The organism is Rhodococcus sp. 14-2470-1a, from assembly GCF_002259425.1.
In the GTDB taxonomy this organism is placed as follows: domain Bacteria; phylum Actinomycetota; class Actinomycetes; order Mycobacteriales; family Mycobacteriaceae; genus Rhodococcoides; species Rhodococcoides fascians_E.
The window spans coordinates 18070-33800 of sequence record NZ_NPFZ01000025.1 but is presented as its reverse complement, the minus strand read 5'-3'; the positions used below and the strand labels follow the sequence as shown (position 1 = coordinate 33800).

The following is a 15731-nucleotide window of genomic DNA, read 5'->3' as shown; positions in this document are numbered from 1 at the left end:
CGCGTCGGTGTGCGATGAGTTCTCGGATCGGTACGGGTCAGATCTGTCGAAGCAAGGCGCCCCTGGTCCTTGCGTACAGGCAGGAGTCACCCATGACCACGTCGATTTCAGGTATTTCTGCTCGGTCGTTGTCGCGGCCGCGTGCAGTGTTGTTCTCCGTGTTGCTCGCACTCGTGTTCAATCTCGTGCTCTGGGTGATCGGGTTGGCGGCAGGTGGAAATTTCGAACTGACCGACGCCGGAACCACCATGGCGGTCGCACCGGGCGGAGTCGTCATGTTGACGGTCCTACCCATGGTCGTAGGAATGGGCGTCGCCGCCCTCGTGTCGCTGAAGTGGCTTCCCGTCATCCGCATCGCGCAGGTCGTCGGAGTCGTTGCTCCCTTGGGCACCATCGCGATGACCCTCGCCGCCGACTTCGACGCGGCCAGCACGGTCACCCTCTCGCTCATGCACGTCGTGATCGCAGTGGTCGTACCGCTGGGCCTGGAAGCCCTGCGCCGGGGAGCCGTCGGGAGTGTGCACTCCTGACAGACGCGTAAAATCGGACACCATGAGTGCATCGGACGGCACAGGATCGCAGGACGACGCCGCATCACAGGACGTCCCTGGGCAGGTACGGGCCATGGTCGGGCAGAGTTACCGAATCGACGATGTGTACGAGGTGGGCAAGGCCAAGGTCTCGGAGTTCGCGAACGCGGTTCAGAATTTCCACCCCGCGCACTTCGACCAGGACGAGGCGACGGCTCTCGGCCACAGCAGCCTCGTCGCGCCGCCGACCTTCATGTCGCTCATAGCGTTCGTGGCACAGCGGCGGCTGTTCGAGGAAACGCTCAGTTGCTACGCGATGCCGCAGATCCTTCAGGTGGATCAGCGATTCACCTTTCATCGCCCGTTGCTGGCCGGGGATCGGTTGAGCTGCGAAGTGTCACTGGTGTCGGCGCGCCGGGCCGTGGGCGCGGATCTGATGGTCGTGGAGAACGAGATCTTCGACCAGCGCGATCAACCGGTGTTGACGGCGGCGACGACCATCGCCGCGTCCACGGAGATCCAGGCACCGGAGGACTTCATGAGCGCCGTCGAGCAGATCATGATGGCCGGAACGGCCCCCGTGGCATGAGCGGCGGCTCGCCCATGCCTGGTCTGCCGCATCCTGATCTGCCGCATCCTGATCTGCCGGGGCCGGAGGACATGCGTGGTCGGTGGGCGTCGTGTGCGGCCCTCACGGCGGCGCAGGGCCGGCCGGACCACTGCCACGCTCGCCCTGGTAGCGGTGCAGTGAACGGTGGGACGTGGCACTACGACGACGGCGGGGGCAATTGGGCGGCACTGAGAATCGCCGACGCCTCCGCTGGAGGTTCGAGTGGCATCTCTCGGGCTGTTCTCGTGGGGTACGACCACGAGTACAGCGAAACGTACTTCGGCGCGGCCGCCGAGTACTTCGGTGAACCCGAGACGGACCTTCTGCGCGGGTTGCCTGCCTGGACGGGCGACGTGGTGGCCGACTACATCGCGGACATTCAGCGGTCGGGCCTGTGGCTGGGGTTCGTCTACGTCTTCGAGCACGGCCGTTGGTCACGCGCCGAGTACAGCGCTCCCGACGGTTTCGTGATGCTGAATCTCCCGCCCGTCAGTGCGGAGGCGACGACCGAGCATCTGACCGAGTTCCTGAACGGCATCGCACGAGACCACGGTGTCACCGCGGTAGTCGACGCGTCGGCGGTGGCCGCCGCGGTGGCTGCGGGTCCGGCGGTCACGTCGGAGCAGCTGCGGGCGATGTTCGGGGCACGGCAGGTCGACATCGAGGCGGGCGTCGCTGCTGCGCGGCTGTTCGCCTGAAATCGTCAACTCAGGGTTGACGATGCTCGATCGTCAACCTATGGTTGACGCATGGTCGAACCAACGAAAATCCAACTCCCTGTCCGCCTCGACGATCTGATCGACGCCATCAAGAAAGTGCACGACGACGAGCTCGAGCAACTGTCCGACGCGGTCGTCGCGGCCGATTCCCTCGGCGATCTCGCCGATCACCTGATCGGTCACTTCGTCGATCAGGCGCGCCGGTCGGGTGCGTCGTGGACCGACATCGGCCAGAGCATGGGCGTGTCGAAGCAGGCCGCGCAGAAGCGATTCGTGCCGAAGGGGCCGGGCGGATCCGATTCCGCGATGGACGCCTCCGAGGGCTTCAAGCGGTTCACCCCTCGGGCCAAGAACGTCGTTGTCGCGTCCCAGAACGAGGCGAACGCCGCGGGCAATGCCGAGATCGCTCCCGCTCACCTGGTTCTCGGCTTGCTGACCGAGAAGGAGTCGATCGGTACCCGTTTCCTGCTGTCCGACGGCCGGACCGAACAGCAGGTGCGCGACGCGGCGCAGGCGTTGCTTCCCGCGTCGGAAGGCCGGTCCCCCGCGCTGATCCCGTACGACGCAGGCTCGAAGAAGGTGCTCGAACTCACCTTCCGCGAGGCTCTGCGTCTGGGGCACAACTACGTCGGGACCGAGCACGTGCTGCTGGCAATGCTCGAGTTCGAGAACGGCGCAGGTCTGCTCACCGACCTCGGCCTGGAGAAGAACGCCGTCGAGGAGCAGTTGGTGGCGGCTCTCGGCTCCCTCTGAGCGCTGCGCCTCTGTCGCCTGTTCGGACGGCTCTGTCTCGTCAGTCCTTTCGGCTCGCGAAGCAGGCGCCGGCGGCGATGAGCGCGCTGACGAACATGGCGATCACCATGGGAACGGCCGTCTCCTCGCCGCCGAGGCCGACAAGTGGCGAAATGACTGCGGCCAAACCGAATTGAAGTGCTCCCAGCACTGCCGAGCCGGTGCCGGCAAGCTGCGGAACCTGTGCGACGGCAAGGCTCGTCGCGTTGGCGAAGACGAAACCCTCGGCCACCAGGGTGAGGAACAGCAGAACGAGCGTCGGCCACAGGCTGATCCCAACCATGACGAGAACGAGCAGCAGTGTGGTGGTGACGACGAGGGCGGTAATTCCGGCGGTCATCATGCGCTGCAGAGGGATTCGATCGGCGAGCTTCGCGGTGATCGCACTTCCGACCATGAGTCCGAGTGCGTTCACGGCGAAGGCCGCCGAGTACTGACCCGCCGACAGGCCGAGCATGTTCTGGAGTACGAAGGGTGACGCGGAGATGTAGGCGAACATCACGCTGAACGCGAAGGCGAACGTCAGTGTGTAGGACAGGTATCGGCGGTTCTTCACCACCGTTCCCATGCCGCTGATCATCTGAGCGATGCCTCCGCCGCGGCGGTTCTCGCGGTCCAGCGACTCGGGAACCAATGCGATGGCGCACAGGAGCATCACGGCGGTCAGTCCGGCGATGATCCAGAAGACTCCGCGCCATCCGAGGGAGTCGACGACTGCGCCGCCGATGAGCGGTGCGATGACCGGCGCGACGCCGCCGATGATCATCATCAACCCGAACAGTTTGGCAGCGTGGCTTCCTTCGGTGCGGTCGGCGATGATCGCCCGCGACAGCACGACCCCCGCTGCACCGGCGAGCCCTTGCACGAACCTGGCAGCGATCAAGAACTCGACCGACGGCGCGAGTGCGGATGCGATGCCCGCAGCGAGACACACGGCTGCCCCGACGATCAACGGGACTCTGCGGCCGAGTTTGTCCGACAGGGGTCCGATGATCAGCTGTCCGATGGCGAGGCCGATGAGAAAGGTGGTCAGGGTGAGCTGAATGCTGCTGGCCGAGGTGTTCAGATCGGCTGCCATCGCCGGAAACCCGGGGAGGTACATGTCGGTCGCGAGAGGTGGTACGGCGGTGAGCAGTGCGAGTACGCCGATGAGTACGGCGCTCGGTGCTGCGGTCCGGGAAGGCGTGGTGGTAGTCATCGGCTACGACAATAGCTTATAAAATTATATGTATTATGTCGGTGTGACGGATACGACCGACCCCGCAGTCCTCGCCTCGGTGCTCCACGATCTGAGTTGGATCATTCAGCGCACGGATCGCGTGGAAGAGCTCGGCATCGAACGGCTCCCCGCGCCCGAGGTCACCGTGCTCAAGCAGATCGACAGGAACGCAGGCATCGGTGTGTCCGCACTCGCGGACATGCTGGCGATGCAGCCTTCCAACGTCAGTGCGGCAGTCCGCACCCTCGTCGAACGTGGGCTCGTGGTCAAGACTCCGTCGCCGACGGACCGGCGTGTCACGCAACTCGAGGTCACCGATCGGATGCGGCGCAACCGAACTCGCATCGAAGCAGCATGGTCGGCTCGAATCACCGAGGCGCTGAGCCGACTTCCCGACGAAGCTGCCGCGCAACTCGTGTCGGCAGCACCGGCCCTGATGCTGCTGACGAACGAGCTGCGCGACCGCACTTAGCTCACGGCGCCGGTCGAATCGTCCGGGCCGACGGGCAGTCGAGTGTCCTCCTCGATGAGGCTCGCGACGACACCGCCCGCGGCGCGGACGCCCGCTGCGGCAGAACCGATCACGTTCTCCATCGGGGCGGCGACGTTGCCCGCGGCGTAGACGCCGGCAACCGACGTCGCGCCGGTCTGATCCGTCGCGACGAACGACGCCCCGGCGGGTACGTCGCCCATCATCATGTCGGTGACCTCCAGTCCGAGGCTCACCAGAACGCCGGCGTTGGCGGTGAACGTCGGCTTGGTCACAACGGCGTCCACCGGAACCACCGAACCGGTGGTCAACTGGATGCCCACGAGCGCATCGTTCTCGACGGCGATCTTCTGTACGGCATCCGATATCACCGTGACACCCCGCGCGGCGAGCTTCTTCGATTCGTCTACGGTGGGCGTGAATTCGCGGGTGAAGAGCACCACGTCGTCGACCCACTGCCGCCACATCAGTGCCTGATGAACGCCGAAGGGGCTCCCGATGATGCCGACCTTCTTGTCGCGCACTTCCCAGCCGTGGCAGAAGGGGCAGTGCAGAACGTCGCGTCCCCACCGATCGACGAGACCGTCGATGTCGGGAAGTTCGTCCGTCAGGCCTGTAGTCACGAGCAGGCGTCGGGCGGTGAGGGTGGCGCCGTCGGCGAGTTCGACGGTGAAGTGGTTGCCGTGCGCGGTTGCCGCCGTCGCCGTGCCCTCCTGGATCACTGCGCCGTAACTCTGCGCTTCCGTGCGCCCGCGAGCGAGGAGTTCGAGCGGGGGAATTCCCTCCAGCCCGAGGTAGTTGTGGGCGTGCTCGGCCGGCGCGTTGCGCGGAGATCCTGCGTCCACGACGAGGACTCGCAGGCGTGCACGCCCGAGCGTCACCGCCGCTGCTAGTCCAGCCGGGCCGCCGCCGACGATGATGACGTCATGGTCGAGGTGTGTAGTCATGCGTCCACTGTGGCCCACTCGTAACCGTCTGGCAAGTAGGTTTGCCGATTCGGCAAAACGCGTTCCTCGGACGTATCGGCCTTGACCTCGAGTTCGGTTCAGGTTGCACCGTGGAGGCATGCACACGACATACGACGAACTGGCCGGCTTGATGACGCGCATGACCGGCGACGAAAAGCACGACGCGAGTGCGACGTCCACGCTCGATGTCATCTGGGTTCTGTATTCGACGATCCTGCGCACGGACCCCTCGAACCCGTCCGATCCGAGGCGGGACCGATTTCTGGTCTCGAAAGGCCACGGGCCCATGGCCTATTACGCTGTCCTCGCGTCGGCGGGATTCCTCACCGAAGAACAACTCGACGGATTCGGACGGTTCGACTCCCCCCTCGGTTATCACCCGGACCGCACGCTCGTACCAGGCGTGGAGATCTCCTCGGGTTCGCTGGGGCACGGCATCGGACTGGCTACCGGCACGGCGACGACGTTGGCGCTCCGAGGTTCCGACGCGCGCGTGATCGTTCTCGTCGGCGACGCGGAGCTGGACGAGGGAAGCAACGCCGAGGCGATCCAGTATGCGGGTCGCGCTGGGTTGGGAAATCTGACGGTCGTCGTCATCGACAACCGATCGGCCGGCCTGGGCTGGACAGGCGGAATCGGGGCGCGGTTCGCAGTCGAGGGATGGGCCGCCGAGGACGTCGACGGTCGTGACCACGACGCGCTGCACCGCGCATTCTCCAGACGGTTCGCAGTGCCCAATGTTGTTGTTGCACATACCGAGAGCAAGGAGTGAGAATGCTGGACACAGCGGCGAGGACGACCACGATCACCGACCAGCGCGAGCGCTTCTACCGAACGATCCCGGACCTGCTGGCCGCGGACGACAGACGCTTGCTCGTGCTGGCCGAGATCGGGGCGGGATACATCGCACCCCACGTCACCGATGCAGTGCGAGATCGTGTTGTCAACGTGGGAATACGGGAGCAGCTGATGATCTCGTTCGCGGGAGGCGCAGCGCTGGCAGGGATGCGCCCGATCGTGCACACGTTCCCACCGTTCCTGGTGGAACGGCCCTTCGAACAGGTGAAACTCGACCTCGGTCATCAAGGCGTCGGGGCAGTGCTCGTCAGTGCAGGGGGCTCGTATTCGATGGCTGCCGGCGGCGAGACTCACTTCGGGCACCGTGACGTGGCGCTGCTCGACACCCTGGACGGCTGGCGAGTGCACGTGCCCGGAGACGCCGACGAAGCCGAGAGCGCGTTGCGGTCCGCAATGGACGGCGACGATCGGGTCTACATCCGGTTGGACGGCACATCCAACGCGCGGCCGTATGCCGAGCATCCCGGTCTGACGGTTCTGCAGCGAGGGAGTCGCGGCACGGTCGTCGCGGTGGGGCCGACGGCCGACAACGTAGTTGCCGCTGTGCGCGATCGAGATGTGACCGTCCTTTACGCCGAACGCGTCAGGCCGTTCGACAGAGCAGGTCTCCGCACTCACCTCGCCGGAAACAGCGTCGCGATCGTCGAGCCGTACCTCGCTGGTACCTCGGCTCGCGAGGTGGCGCTGGCGCTGGTGGACGTACCGCACCGGCAACTCGGTGTCGGCGTCGGGCAGCAGGAGCTCCGCAAATACGGAACACCGACCGAGCACGAGCGCGCGCACGGACTCGACGTCACAGGTATTCGTACGTCGCTGGATGCCTTCTTCGGATTCTGAGTCGGTTTGGACCGCCCCAACCAAGTCGATCGACGGTAGAACCCCAGCTCAGCGGACTGTCTACGACTTGAAGGGCTCGCTGGGGTGAGGTTGACTCGACGTGGGAACCGCCGTAGTCACGGACCGCAGGGATCGACGTTGGGGGGATACATGAGGAGAGGACAGCACTCGCACCGGCGAGGTGACGTAGTGGTGGCCGCGCGCAACCTGGGCAAGCGCGCATGGTGCAGCGGGGTACCGGCCGGAACCGTCGGGGTGGTGGTCGACATCGACTGGCTCGGGGATCTACGCGTGGAATTCGACATCGCCGGAGATTGGCTCTCCGGTCGATGCGTCGTCGAAAAGGTCGTGACCGACAGTGACGTACACCTGCTCAGGCCCGCCGAGCGTCGGCTGACCGGAACCTGAGGTCACCGACGCACGGGGATCATTCGGTGTCGGTGGCGGGGCCGTCGTGGGTCGCGCCGCCCTCACCGGACCAATCCCCGGACTCCTCGCCCGCAGCGGGGTCGGACTGAACGTCGTCGTCGGCACCCGTCGGCGACGTGTCGGTATCGGTCGTGGCGGGATCGGGGTTCTTGTTCGTTTCACTCATGCGGCCCGGTTACCCCGAGTGCGGGATCTCAACCCGCGATGATCTCGCGAAGACGCTCGGTGTCCTGCGAGGTCCAGCCCTCGGGCTGAAGGATCTCGGCCCACAGGTCGACGGCGTCCTCGCCGTAGTTGTGACCGTATCCCGGCGGAACGTCGGTGGAGAACACCATGTCGAACGTCGTCTGCCAGAAGGTGACGAACGGGAACCATCGAACGCCGGGGTCGACGTCGACTCCACGGGGCTCGCGCAGCCAGTCCGGTTGATGCAGAAGAAGATCCGGCGACCACCACGTGATGGGATCCGACGCGTGCTGCCAGTACACCACACGGGGTTCGGCCCAGGGAGTGCCGATGTCGAGATCGCTCGGTCTGCCCGCGAACCGGACGTAGCGGCCGTCCGATATCACCGGGAGGATCTCGCGTGAACCCGCGTCGCGGTCCGCCGTCGTCTCCGCCCACTGCTTGGTGAAGTTGGGGTTACCGACCCACAGAGCACCGTCGGTGCGCGCCACCATGTCCCGTGCGCCACCGAAGGCGTCCTGCCCGCCGTACGCCCCCAGGCTCTCTCCGAATGCCACCAACTCGGGCCGCGTGCCCTCGGGGCGTTCGAGGATTGCGTCGTACACCTTGTCGAACAGCGCGCGTCCTGCTTCACGCGGTGAATCACGATCTGCGAGAAACGCTATGGGGCTGGGCAGGAACGAGTACTGCATCGACGCGATCGCCGTGTCGCCGCCGTTCATGTACTCGAACGATCCGGCGACGGCTTCGTTGACCCAGCCGCGTCCGGTGGTGGTGGCCACGGCGACGACGGCCCGGTCGAACGCACCGGTACGTTCCAGTTCCGCGACGACGCGGTCGGCGGCCTCGTCGATCGAATCGGCCTCCGCAGCCCCGACGTACGCCCGGATCGGCGTGAGAGCATCTGCACCGGTGAACGATTCGATCTGTTCGGCAGTCGGGCCGGACGCGACGAATCGCCTCCCCTCCATTCCGAGTGAATTCCAGTCTTCGTACGAGTCCGGTGAACCCGATTTCTCCATCGCGTCAGGCTGCTCGACGCCGGGGTGGCTACCTTCGTCGGCCAGTTTGGACGAGCTGGCAATGGTCGCGATGAGAACGTTGTTCACCGCTCCGTTGACGACGAACAGCGTCAGGATCGTGACGACGGCGATTCCGATTGCCTTCGCCGCGGGGATCGGTACGAACCTCGTGCACAGAACGGCCAGCCGACGAGCGCACCAGCGTAGTCCGCGAGCGGCGAGAAGCAGGAGGACGGCAACGACGACTGCGACGAGAAGTACTGCCAAATAGAGGATTCGGCCCGGACCTTCTACGTCGACCTCGACGAGCTGTCGTACGATCTGCTGCCACCACGATCCGAGTATCAGAAACAGTGGCACCACGATCGCGGTGAACACCGCCAGACCCCACCCCCCGTAGCGCTTCGTCGCATCGGACCATCGAGGACGAATTCCGCACCGATGCACCAGCCACACCACGGCGCAGCCGACGCCGTATCCCGTGGCGATGCTGATGCCCGACGCGACGCCCTGCAGATACCAGGCGCGCGGCAGCAGGGACGGGGTCATCGAGAAGGTGAAGAACACGACGCCGAGGAACAGAGCGGCCGGTTCGAGTCGCGAGCTGAACAGCCGCAGCGAGTGCATCGTCACATAGTAGAACCGAAGGCGCGGAACGGGGCCGTTTGTCAGTCGGGACGGTTGTGGATCACGCCGCGATCCACAGTGCCCGGTTTCGCCAGCGCGAGTGCATGTTCGCGCGCGCCGATGTGCTCGAAGTACCGTCGGGCAGAGCGAACGACCGCCGCGTGGGCATCGTCGGTGATGATCCGGTCCCACCATGCGCCGTAGAGGGATTCGAAGCCGAACGGGGCAACCATGTTCACGGCGCGCAGGATGGTGTCCGGATGTTCGGGAATCAAGTTGGGATAGCTGTACATGAAACCGACCCAGCGGCGGTCGGCAACCACGGTGAAGATGTCACCCGCGCACAGCGCCCCGCGCCCGTCGACGCCGTCGGCCCAGTGCATGACCGTTCCGCCGTCGAAGTGGACGCCTGCACGGAGGAGGGTGCGGCCGGGCAGTACTTCCGTGCGCTCACCGGACCACAGGACGACGTTGTCGGTCCGCGTCAGCCAACGGGCGTCACGTTCGTGAACGTAGATGGGGGCGTCGTCGAAGGCGTGGGACCACTCGACCATCGAGCTGTAGTAGTGCGGATGCGACAGTGCGATCGCGGAGATGCCGCCCAACTGGGCGACTCGGTCGACGGCATCGTCGTCGATGTAGGTGACCGAATCCCACATGACGGTCCCGCCGTGGCCGGGGACGAGGAGTGCACGCTGTCCGATGGCGAGCGCGGGGGAGGTCGCGAGTCCCCACAGACCCGGAATTTCCTCACGGATCTCGACGCTGTGGCCCTGCTCCCGGAGTTCCGCGAGCGACGTCCATCGCTGGCCGTCGTAGCCGACGTACTGCCGCTCGTCCTCGCAGATGATGCACGTGGCGGGAAGAACGTCGCGGCCTGCGGAGTCGTGGTCGTACTGGACTCCGCAGGTCGCGCAGATCGGCAGCCGATCACCCGTGACGGACACCCGAAGGAGGGCTGTCAGAGGAGAGCGAACTGTCAGAGACCGAAGGGGAGAACGCCCGGCTGCAACTCGAAGCCGCTGCTGCCGGCGGACGCGGTGCCGACGCCGCCGAGGATCAGGTTGATGAAGTTCGTGATCATAGGTGTCTCGTCTTTCGTATGTATTCCAGGTGAACCCGGTCGAGGGTACCGGTCGAATGCGGGCCCGACCAGGTACACGGGCCCGTCGGCACTGGGAGGTTCCTGTGAATCGCTACTCGTGGTCTCCTGGGACGCATGGCGCACACACGATCTCGTAGGCAGTTCTTCGTCATCGCAGGTTCGGCGGCTCTCGCGGTCTCCTGTGGCACGGACCCCTCCCCCGACCCCGCTGGATCCAGGCAGTCGGATGCCTCCGAACAACAGCCGACCGGCGCCGAGAAGCAGTTCGCCGCGCTCGAGCAGCGGAGCTGACGGCGTTCGCGCGATCCCTCGGCGACGCTCAGTTCCGTCTGGACCGCATCGAACCCGACCTGAACACCGCCCTGCCCGGCGACGACCGCGACACCACGACCCCGGCCGGCCTCGCCGCGGGATATCGGTCCCTGCTCACCGACGGGCCGCTGTCGAACTCGTCGAGAGCCACGCTCCTGGACTGGATGGCGGGCACGCAGACGTCGGACACCCGTTTCCGAGCCGGAGTTCCAGCCGGCTGGACGACGGCGGACAAGACCGGCACCGGGTCCTATGGAGTCTCCAACGACGCGGGTCTTCTGCTCGGGCCCGACGGGCGGCGAATTCTCCTGGTCGTGCTGTCGAGAACCGCGAACGACGATCCCGACGCCGCGGCCATGAACGAGTTGGTCGCAGACGCCGTCCGGGAAATCGGCGCGCGGGAGTAACGTCGTCCACTATGCGGCGCGCAGCACCGGGGATTTCTGTATCCACCAGGTTCACTGCTGCACTCGTCCTGGGCGCGGTGAGCATGCTGGCCGCCTGCTCCACCGAATCCCCCGACGCTCCCGAGTCCTCCGCGGTCGAGTCGTCCGGGCTCGAATCGCCCGGGCTCGAATCGCCCGGGCTCGAATCGCCTACGCCGACGGTCTCCGGCGGCACGGACATCGACTACGTGGCACTGGGTGATTCGGCAGCATCGGGGCCGTTGATTCCCCGGTCGACGGGGACGCCCGGGTGCCTGCAGTCCGACTCCAACTATCCGCATGTCCTCGCCGGGCTCGTCGGTGCGGCGTCGTTCACGGACGTCTCCTGCTCCGGGGCGCGGTCGGAGAACATCGTCACCGAGCAACAACAGACCAACAGTGGGCCGATCCCGCTGCAGCTCGATGCGTTGTCGTCGGACACCGATCTGGTGACCGTCACCATCGGCGGCAACGACGTCGACCTCGTCGGGCAGGCCCGCGGATGCGTCAACTTCTCACCGGAGCCGAACGGAGAGTCGTGCGCGGACGCATCGACCGCCGGAGGCACCGATGTGCTTGCCGACGCCATCGCCGCGGCGGCTCCTGGGTGGGGTGAGGTGTTCGAGGCCATCGGCGAGAGGGCGCCGAACGCGCAGGTGGTCGTCGTCGGATACGGAACGTACGTTCGCCCCGGTGGGTGTTACGGAACGCAGGCGGTGTGGGCCCGCGATGCGGATTATCTGCAGGCGAGCGTCGACCGGATGAACGACGCACTGGCCCAGCAGGCAACCGAGCACGGTGCTCGGTTCGTCGACGTGCGTCCGGTCAGCGTCGGACACGATGCATGTGCCGCACCCGCGGAGAGGTACCTCGAAGGTGTCGTTCCGGCGAATCCCGCAGCGCCGCTGCATCCCACTGCCGCGGGAATGGCGGCATTCGCCCGGGTCGTCGCGGATTCGATCGGTCTCTAGCTGACTGCGCCCGACGGGGGTGCACCGATTCAGCTGTCCGAAGAGTGAGCGGGCCAGGATCGTAGAAGTGGACCGATACATCGGCGTCCGTCGGTGACACTGTGGGAGGCATGGTGTCCACGGCAGCTGTGCTGGGTGTCTTCGCTGTCGCTCTGGCGATGGTGCTGACTCCCGGCCCCAACATGGTGTATTTGGTGTCGCGCAGCATCTCTCAGGGACGCAGTGCTGGACTGGTGTCCTTGGGCGGTGTCGCGCTGGGGTTGGTGGTGTACGTGATCGCCACCAATCTCGGCCTCGCTGCCGTGTTCGCGGCGGTCCCGACGCTGTATCTCGTGATCAAGATCGTCGGCGCGTGTTACCTGCTGTGGTTGGCTGTCTCGGCTGTGCGCGGTACGACGAAGGTGTTCGAAGTCGAGGGCTTGCATCGGGATTCGAACCGCAGATTGTTCACGATGGGGCTGTTCACCAACCTGCTCAACCCCAAGATGGCCATCATGTACATCTCGGTGATTCCACAGTTCGTCGATCCCGCGGCGGGTTCGGTGTTCCTGCAGGGCATCGCCCTGGGTGGGGTGCAGATCGGTGTCGCGGTGACCGTCAATGCGCTGATCGTCGTCGGTGCCGGGTCCATCGCTCGGTTCCTGGCGTTACGTCCGACCTGGATGAGGATGCAGCGCTACGTCATGGGAACTGTGTTGGGGCTGTTGGCTGTTCGGCTCGCGACCGACGGAAGCCGCCCGGCTCCTGCGTGAGCGTCGCTTGTCCGAATCCTGCCGTTCGCGCATCATGTCCGACGCGGCAGGCCCGGCGACGAAGTGAGCTCTGCTCTCGGCCAGAGTGCGTCCGGTACGCCGATCGACGAAGACCGGGTCGATGGTTTCGCCGTCGGCGTCGACGAGAACGACCTCTCGGTCCTCGTGTTCGATGTGTTCGTTGCCCCACGCGTACAACGCCACGATGACCGAGCTGAGTTCACGGCTGCGCTGCGTGGCGACGTACTCGAATCGCGGAGGCCGATCACTGTACCGGCGACGCTCGAGCAACCCGGATTCGACGAGCGATTTCAGCCTGCGCGTCAACATGTTCGGCGCGATGCCGAGGTTCTGCTCGAACTCGTCGAACCGGGTGAAGCCGTCGAGGGCGTCGCGCAGGATCAGGAGCGTCCACCACTCTCCGACCTGTTCGAGCGCGGACGCGATAGGGCAGCCCATCGTGTCGAAAGCGTTGCGCTGCACGGTTTGTACCTCGGCCTTACCTCGGAGGGATGACCAGCAGTGAGCTCGTGCCGGTAGCGACGAGCTTACCGTCCTTGTCCACGATCGAACCTTCGGCGAAGATCACGCGTGAGCCCCGCTTGGTGACCGTTCCCGTCCCGACCAGCGGACCGGAGGTGTCGAGAATGTTTCTGAGGTAGCTGACGTTCAGATCGATCGAGGTGTAGCCGACGCCGGCGGGCAGCGTCGTGTGCGCGGCGCAGCCCACGAGGGTGTCCAGAAAGGTGCAGGCCAACCCGCCGTGCACGGTACCGATGGGGTTGTAGTGCGCTTCGGACGGTGTGCACTCGAAGACGACCTTGCCGTCGCTCACCTCGACGGGAGCGAACTGCATGAGGACCGCAATGGGCGGTGGTGGCAGTTCGCCGGAGGCCACCGCCTGCATGATTTCCAATCCGCTCAGCGTCGAAGCGTGACGCAGCACCTCTCGGGGGCTGACCCAGGAGAAAGTCTGCGAACGCTGGTGTTCCTCGGTGAGCATGGCTACCCCTCGCAGCTAGTGACTTGCACGATGCAAGTCAGTATGCGCCTCGGCTCCCATTCCCGCAAAGTCGACCCGCAGGCGACTCCTCGTCGCAGTGGGGGCTTCAGTCCAGATCGGACATGTCGAGGACGAATCGGTAGCGAACGTCGCCCTTCCTCAACCGATCGAACGCGTGGCCCACCTCGGCGGACGGCACGGTCTCCACATCCGCGGTGATCCCGTGTTCTCCGCAGAAATCCAGCATCTCCTGCGTGTAGCGACGTCCACCGCTTCCCGCCGAGCTCAAGGACTTCCGGCCCACGAGAAGGTCCATGATCTCGATGGACTGCGGACCGAGGAAACCCAGCGAGCACAGGGTGCCGTCCAAGGCGAGAAGCGACAGGTAGGGCGCGACGTCGTGCGGAACGGGTACACAATCGACGATCAGATCGAGGCTCCCGCGCGCGGCGAACATCTGCTCGGTGTTCGTGGACACGACCGTGCTGTCGGCGCCCAGTGCGGCGGCCTCGCCGACCTTCGTCGCCGACGTCGTGATGACCGTGACCTCGGCGCCCAGTGCTCGAGCGAACTTCACGGCGAGGTGACCGAGACCGCCGATCCCCGCGATCCCGACGCGTACTCCCGGACCCATGTTCCATCGCCGCAGCGGTTCCCAGACGGTGACACCTGCACACATCAGCGGGGCAACGGCGGCCGGATCGAGGCCGACCGGGCGGCGGTAGACGAACGCGTCGCGGACCACGTATTCCCGCGAGTACGCGCCGATCGTCGTCGTCCCGTCGATTCGATCGGTTCCGCCGTAAGTCAGTGTCGGAAACTCGCGGCAGAAGTTCTCCTGGTCGGCGACGCACATGTCGCATCGACCGCAGGAGTCGACGATGTTGCCCACCGCCACGGCGTCGCCCACCGAGAAGTCCGTGACGTCGGAGCCGACGGCGGTGACGGTGCCGACGAACTCGTGGCCCGGTGTCACCGGGTAGGTGCCGGACGGATCGCTCGTCAGATGCAGGTCGGTATGGCACACGCCGCAGTGCGACACCTCGACGGCGACGTCGCCCGGCCGCAGTTCTCGTCGTTCGAGAACGGCCCTCTCCAGCGGGGTGTTCGGTGCTGTGGCGCGGTATCCCGTCGTGGCTCGCATGGCGTCTCCCGAGGTGTCGATGTGTTCGGCGGGATGGTTCCAACCAACTAGTTGGTCACACCACCGTAGCTGCTTTTGCCGAGGATGCAACCAACCAGTTGGTGACAGCAGGCTAGGCTGGCGCGCATGGGTGACGCAGTGGCAACGCGGGAGCGGATACTTCATGCCGCCACCGAGGAGTTCGCGCGCTACGGAATCGCCGGCGCGCGGGTGGATCGAATCGCGGCGAACGCGTCCATCAACAAGTCTCAGATCTACAGCTACTTCGGCAGCAAGGACAAGCTGTTCGACACGGTCTTCGACACCCGCGTCGACGAAGACATAGCCGGGGGTCCCCTCGATGCCGACGATCTGCCGGGTTACGTCACGTCGCTGTACGACATGTACCTGGGCGACCCTCAGCTGGTTCGTCTGCTGACCTGGGCGCGGCTGGAACGAACCCCGACCGGGAATCTGTTCCACCACCGCGGCGAGGACCACGACAATCAGAAGCTGGCACCGCTGCACGACGCGCAGAAGCGCGGGACGGTCGTGAACGACGTTGCCGTGGAGGACCTCTGGTCGATGGTGATTGCACTGGCAGCCACGTGGGCGCAGGCCGCGATAGTCCACGTCGCCGACTCCGACGAGAGCGACGCCGTACACGAGCGCCGCAAATCGGCTCTCGCCGAGACCGTCCGACGCGCGTTCTGTGTGTCGCAATCATGAGACGGCGACCATGAGACCACGACC

At 65.6% G+C, this 15731-nt stretch carries 21 protein-coding genes; 13 read left to right on the top strand and 8 right to left on the bottom strand.

What is annotated here, in order from left to right:
• Positions 1-92: 92 nt before the first annotated feature.
• The 4 genes from CH292_RS13610 to CH292_RS13595 are packed head-to-tail and all read left to right on the top strand — an operon-like array spanning position 93 to position 2612.
• Positions 93-530 carry a DUF6069 family protein gene (locus tag CH292_RS13610; protein ID WP_094655054.1) on the top strand — a complete coding sequence of 146 codons (438 nt, stop codon included), beginning with the start codon at positions 93-95 and terminating at the stop codon, positions 528-530.
• Between the two features lie 22 nt (positions 531-552).
• Positions 553-1119 carry a MaoC family dehydratase N-terminal domain-containing protein gene (locus tag CH292_RS13605; protein ID WP_019665208.1) on the top strand — a complete coding sequence of 189 codons (567 nt, stop codon included), beginning with the start codon at positions 553-555 and terminating at the stop codon, positions 1117-1119.
• Positions 1116-1838: a hypothetical protein gene (locus CH292_RS13600; protein ID WP_179277967.1), complete on the top strand. Its 723-nt coding sequence runs from the start codon at positions 1116-1118 to the stop codon at positions 1836-1838. The genes CH292_RS13605 and CH292_RS13600 overlap by 4 nt, the downstream gene beginning before the upstream one ends.
• Positions 1839-1889: 51 nt before the next feature.
• A complete protein-coding gene (locus CH292_RS13595) occupies positions 1890-2612 on the top strand; it encodes a Clp protease N-terminal domain-containing protein (protein WP_094655008.1) in 723 nt (240 codons plus the stop codon).
• A gap of 40 nt (positions 2613-2652) precedes the next feature.
• Here CH292_RS13595 and CH292_RS13590 read toward each other — a convergent pair whose 3' ends face one another.
• Positions 2653-3849, bottom strand: a complete 1197-nt coding sequence (locus CH292_RS13590; RefSeq protein WP_020110396.1) for a multidrug effflux MFS transporter — start codon at positions 3847-3849, stop codon at positions 2653-2655.
• A gap of 43 nt (positions 3850-3892) precedes the next feature.
• Here CH292_RS13590 and CH292_RS13585 point away from each other — a divergent pair, with 43 nt between their 5' ends.
• The gene (locus tag CH292_RS13585) at positions 3893-4342 is read left to right on the top strand and encodes a MarR family winged helix-turn-helix transcriptional regulator (RefSeq protein WP_256978120.1); all 450 of its coding nucleotides are present in this window, start codon (positions 3893-3895) and stop codon (positions 4340-4342) included.
• Here CH292_RS13585 and CH292_RS13580 read toward each other — a convergent pair.
• On the bottom strand, positions 4339-5307 hold the full coding sequence (locus CH292_RS13580; RefSeq protein WP_094655006.1) for an NAD(P)/FAD-dependent oxidoreductase: 969 nt from the start codon (positions 5305-5307) through the stop codon (positions 4339-4341). The genes CH292_RS13585 and CH292_RS13580 overlap by 4 nt on opposite strands.
• 118 nt (positions 5308-5425) lie before the next feature.
• Between CH292_RS13580 and CH292_RS13575 the strand changes: the two genes are divergently transcribed.
• The 3 genes from CH292_RS13575 (at position 5426) to CH292_RS13565 (ending at position 7431) form a co-directional block, all read left to right on the top strand.
• Complete coding sequence (locus tag CH292_RS13575; RefSeq protein WP_094655005.1) at positions 5426-6100, top strand: thiamine pyrophosphate-dependent enzyme; 675 nt, start codon at positions 5426-5428, stop codon at positions 6098-6100.
• Between the two features lie 2 nt (positions 6101-6102).
• Complete coding sequence (locus tag CH292_RS13570; RefSeq protein ID WP_094655004.1) at positions 6103-7023, top strand: transketolase family protein; 921 nt, start codon at positions 6103-6105, stop codon at positions 7021-7023.
• A 192-nt stretch (positions 7024-7215) separates the two neighbouring features.
• Positions 7216-7431 carry a hypothetical protein gene (locus tag CH292_RS13565; protein WP_141216333.1) on the top strand — a complete coding sequence of 72 codons (216 nt, stop codon included), beginning with the start codon at positions 7216-7218 and terminating at the stop codon, positions 7429-7431.
• A 19-nt stretch (positions 7432-7450) separates the two neighbouring features.
• Here CH292_RS13565 and CH292_RS28910 read toward each other — a convergent pair whose 3' ends face one another.
• From CH292_RS28910 to CH292_RS13555, 3 genes are read right to left on the bottom strand one after another with little or no spacing between them, the layout of a single operon-like run.
• Entirely contained in the window at positions 7451-7618 is a 168-nt protein-coding gene (locus CH292_RS28910; RefSeq protein ID WP_019665217.1) for a hypothetical protein, read from the bottom strand.
• A 28-nt stretch (positions 7619-7646) separates the two neighbouring features.
• A complete protein-coding gene (locus tag CH292_RS13560; RefSeq protein ID WP_179277966.1) occupies positions 7647-9287 on the bottom strand; it encodes an alpha/beta-hydrolase family protein in 1641 nt (546 codons plus the stop codon).
• A gap of 41 nt (positions 9288-9328) precedes the next feature.
• Entirely contained in the window at positions 9329-10234 is a 906-nt protein-coding gene (locus tag CH292_RS13555) for a hypothetical protein (RefSeq protein ID WP_019665246.1), read from the bottom strand.
• Between the two features lie 272 nt (positions 10235-10506).
• On the opposite strand from CH292_RS13555, the gene CH292_RS29360 reads away from it, so the two are divergent.
• The 4 genes from CH292_RS29360 (at position 10507) to CH292_RS13540 (ending at position 12852) form a co-directional block, all read left to right on the top strand.
• Complete coding sequence (locus tag CH292_RS29360; RefSeq protein WP_256978119.1) at positions 10507-10683, top strand: hypothetical protein; 177 nt, start codon at positions 10507-10509, stop codon at positions 10681-10683.
• Positions 10605-11111 (top strand): serine hydrolase, encoded by a 507-nt coding sequence (locus CH292_RS13550; RefSeq protein ID WP_306437380.1) that lies wholly within the window; start codon positions 10605-10607, stop codon positions 11109-11111. The genes CH292_RS29360 and CH292_RS13550 overlap by 79 nt, the downstream gene beginning before the upstream one ends.
• 11 nt (positions 11112-11122) lie before the next feature.
• Complete coding sequence (locus CH292_RS13545; protein ID WP_094655003.1) at positions 11123-12100, top strand: SGNH/GDSL hydrolase family protein; 978 nt, start codon at positions 11123-11125, stop codon at positions 12098-12100.
• Positions 12101-12210: 110 nt separating this feature from the next.
• The gene (locus tag CH292_RS13540; RefSeq protein ID WP_094655002.1) at positions 12211-12852 is read left to right on the top strand and encodes a LysE family translocator; all 642 of its coding nucleotides are present in this window, start codon (positions 12211-12213) and stop codon (positions 12850-12852) included.
• Here the strand turns inward: CH292_RS13540 and CH292_RS13535 are convergent.
• The 3 genes from CH292_RS13535 to CH292_RS13525 form a co-directional block, all read right to left on the bottom strand.
• Positions 12748-13335, bottom strand: coding sequence for a helix-turn-helix domain-containing protein (locus CH292_RS13535; RefSeq protein ID WP_094655001.1), 588 nt, complete (start codon positions 13333-13335; stop codon positions 12748-12750). The genes CH292_RS13540 and CH292_RS13535 overlap by 105 nt on opposite strands.
• A 16-nt stretch (positions 13336-13351) precedes the next feature.
• Positions 13352-13855 carry a PaaI family thioesterase gene (locus CH292_RS13530; RefSeq protein WP_094627236.1) on the bottom strand — a complete coding sequence of 168 codons (504 nt, stop codon included), beginning with the start codon at positions 13853-13855 and terminating at the stop codon, positions 13352-13354.
• A 106-nt stretch (positions 13856-13961) separates the two neighbouring features.
• Entirely contained in the window at positions 13962-14999 is a 1038-nt protein-coding gene (locus CH292_RS13525; RefSeq protein ID WP_094655000.1) for an NAD(P)-dependent alcohol dehydrogenase, read from the bottom strand.
• A 126-nt stretch (positions 15000-15125) separates the two neighbouring features.
• Between CH292_RS13525 and CH292_RS13520 the strand changes: the two genes are divergently transcribed.
• Entirely contained in the window at positions 15126-15707 is a 582-nt protein-coding gene (locus CH292_RS13520) for a TetR family transcriptional regulator (protein WP_094654999.1), read from the top strand.
• The last annotated feature ends 24 nt before the right edge of the window (positions 15708-15731 follow it).

Coding starts and splice junctions, on each gene's coding strand:
- CH292_RS13595 (WP_094655008.1), top strand. CDS start 1,890: ATGGTCGAACCAACGAAAATCCAACTCCCTGTCCGCCTCGACGATCTG.
- CH292_RS13560 (WP_179277966.1), bottom strand. CDS start 9,287: ATGCACTCGCTGCGGCTGTTCAGCTCGCGACTCGAACCGGCCGCTCTG.
- CH292_RS13600 (WP_179277967.1), top strand. CDS start 1,116: ATGAGCGGCGGCTCGCCCATGCCTGGTCTGCCGCATCCTGATCTGCCG.
- CH292_RS13525 (WP_094655000.1), bottom strand. CDS start 14,999: ATGCGAGCCACGACGGGATACCGCGCCACAGCACCGAACACCCCGCTG.
- CH292_RS13530 (WP_094627236.1), bottom strand. CDS start 13,855: ATGCTCACCGAGGAACACCAGCGTTCGCAGACTTTCTCCTGGGTCAGC.
- CH292_RS28910 (WP_019665217.1), bottom strand. CDS start 7,618: ATGAGTGAAACGAACAAGAACCCCGATCCCGCCACGACCGATACCGAC.
- CH292_RS13540 (WP_094655002.1), top strand. CDS start 12,211: ATGGTGTCCACGGCAGCTGTGCTGGGTGTCTTCGCTGTCGCTCTGGCG.
- CH292_RS13610 (WP_094655054.1), top strand. CDS start 93: ATGACCACGTCGATTTCAGGTATTTCTGCTCGGTCGTTGTCGCGGCCG.
- CH292_RS13520 (WP_094654999.1), top strand. CDS start 15,126: ATGGGTGACGCAGTGGCAACGCGGGAGCGGATACTTCATGCCGCCACC.
- CH292_RS13580 (WP_094655006.1), bottom strand. CDS start 5,307: ATGACTACACACCTCGACCATGACGTCATCATCGTCGGCGGCGGCCCG.
- CH292_RS13590 (WP_020110396.1), bottom strand. CDS start 3,849: ATGACTACCACCACGCCTTCCCGGACCGCAGCACCGAGCGCCGTACTC.
- CH292_RS29360 (WP_256978119.1), top strand. CDS start 10,507: ATGGCGCACACACGATCTCGTAGGCAGTTCTTCGTCATCGCAGGTTCG.
- CH292_RS13575 (WP_094655005.1), top strand. CDS start 5,426: ATGCACACGACATACGACGAACTGGCCGGCTTGATGACGCGCATGACC.
- CH292_RS13545 (WP_094655003.1), top strand. CDS start 11,123: ATGCGGCGCGCAGCACCGGGGATTTCTGTATCCACCAGGTTCACTGCT.
- CH292_RS13605 (WP_019665208.1), top strand. CDS start 553: ATGAGTGCATCGGACGGCACAGGATCGCAGGACGACGCCGCATCACAG.
- CH292_RS13570 (WP_094655004.1), top strand. CDS start 6,103: ATGCTGGACACAGCGGCGAGGACGACCACGATCACCGACCAGCGCGAG.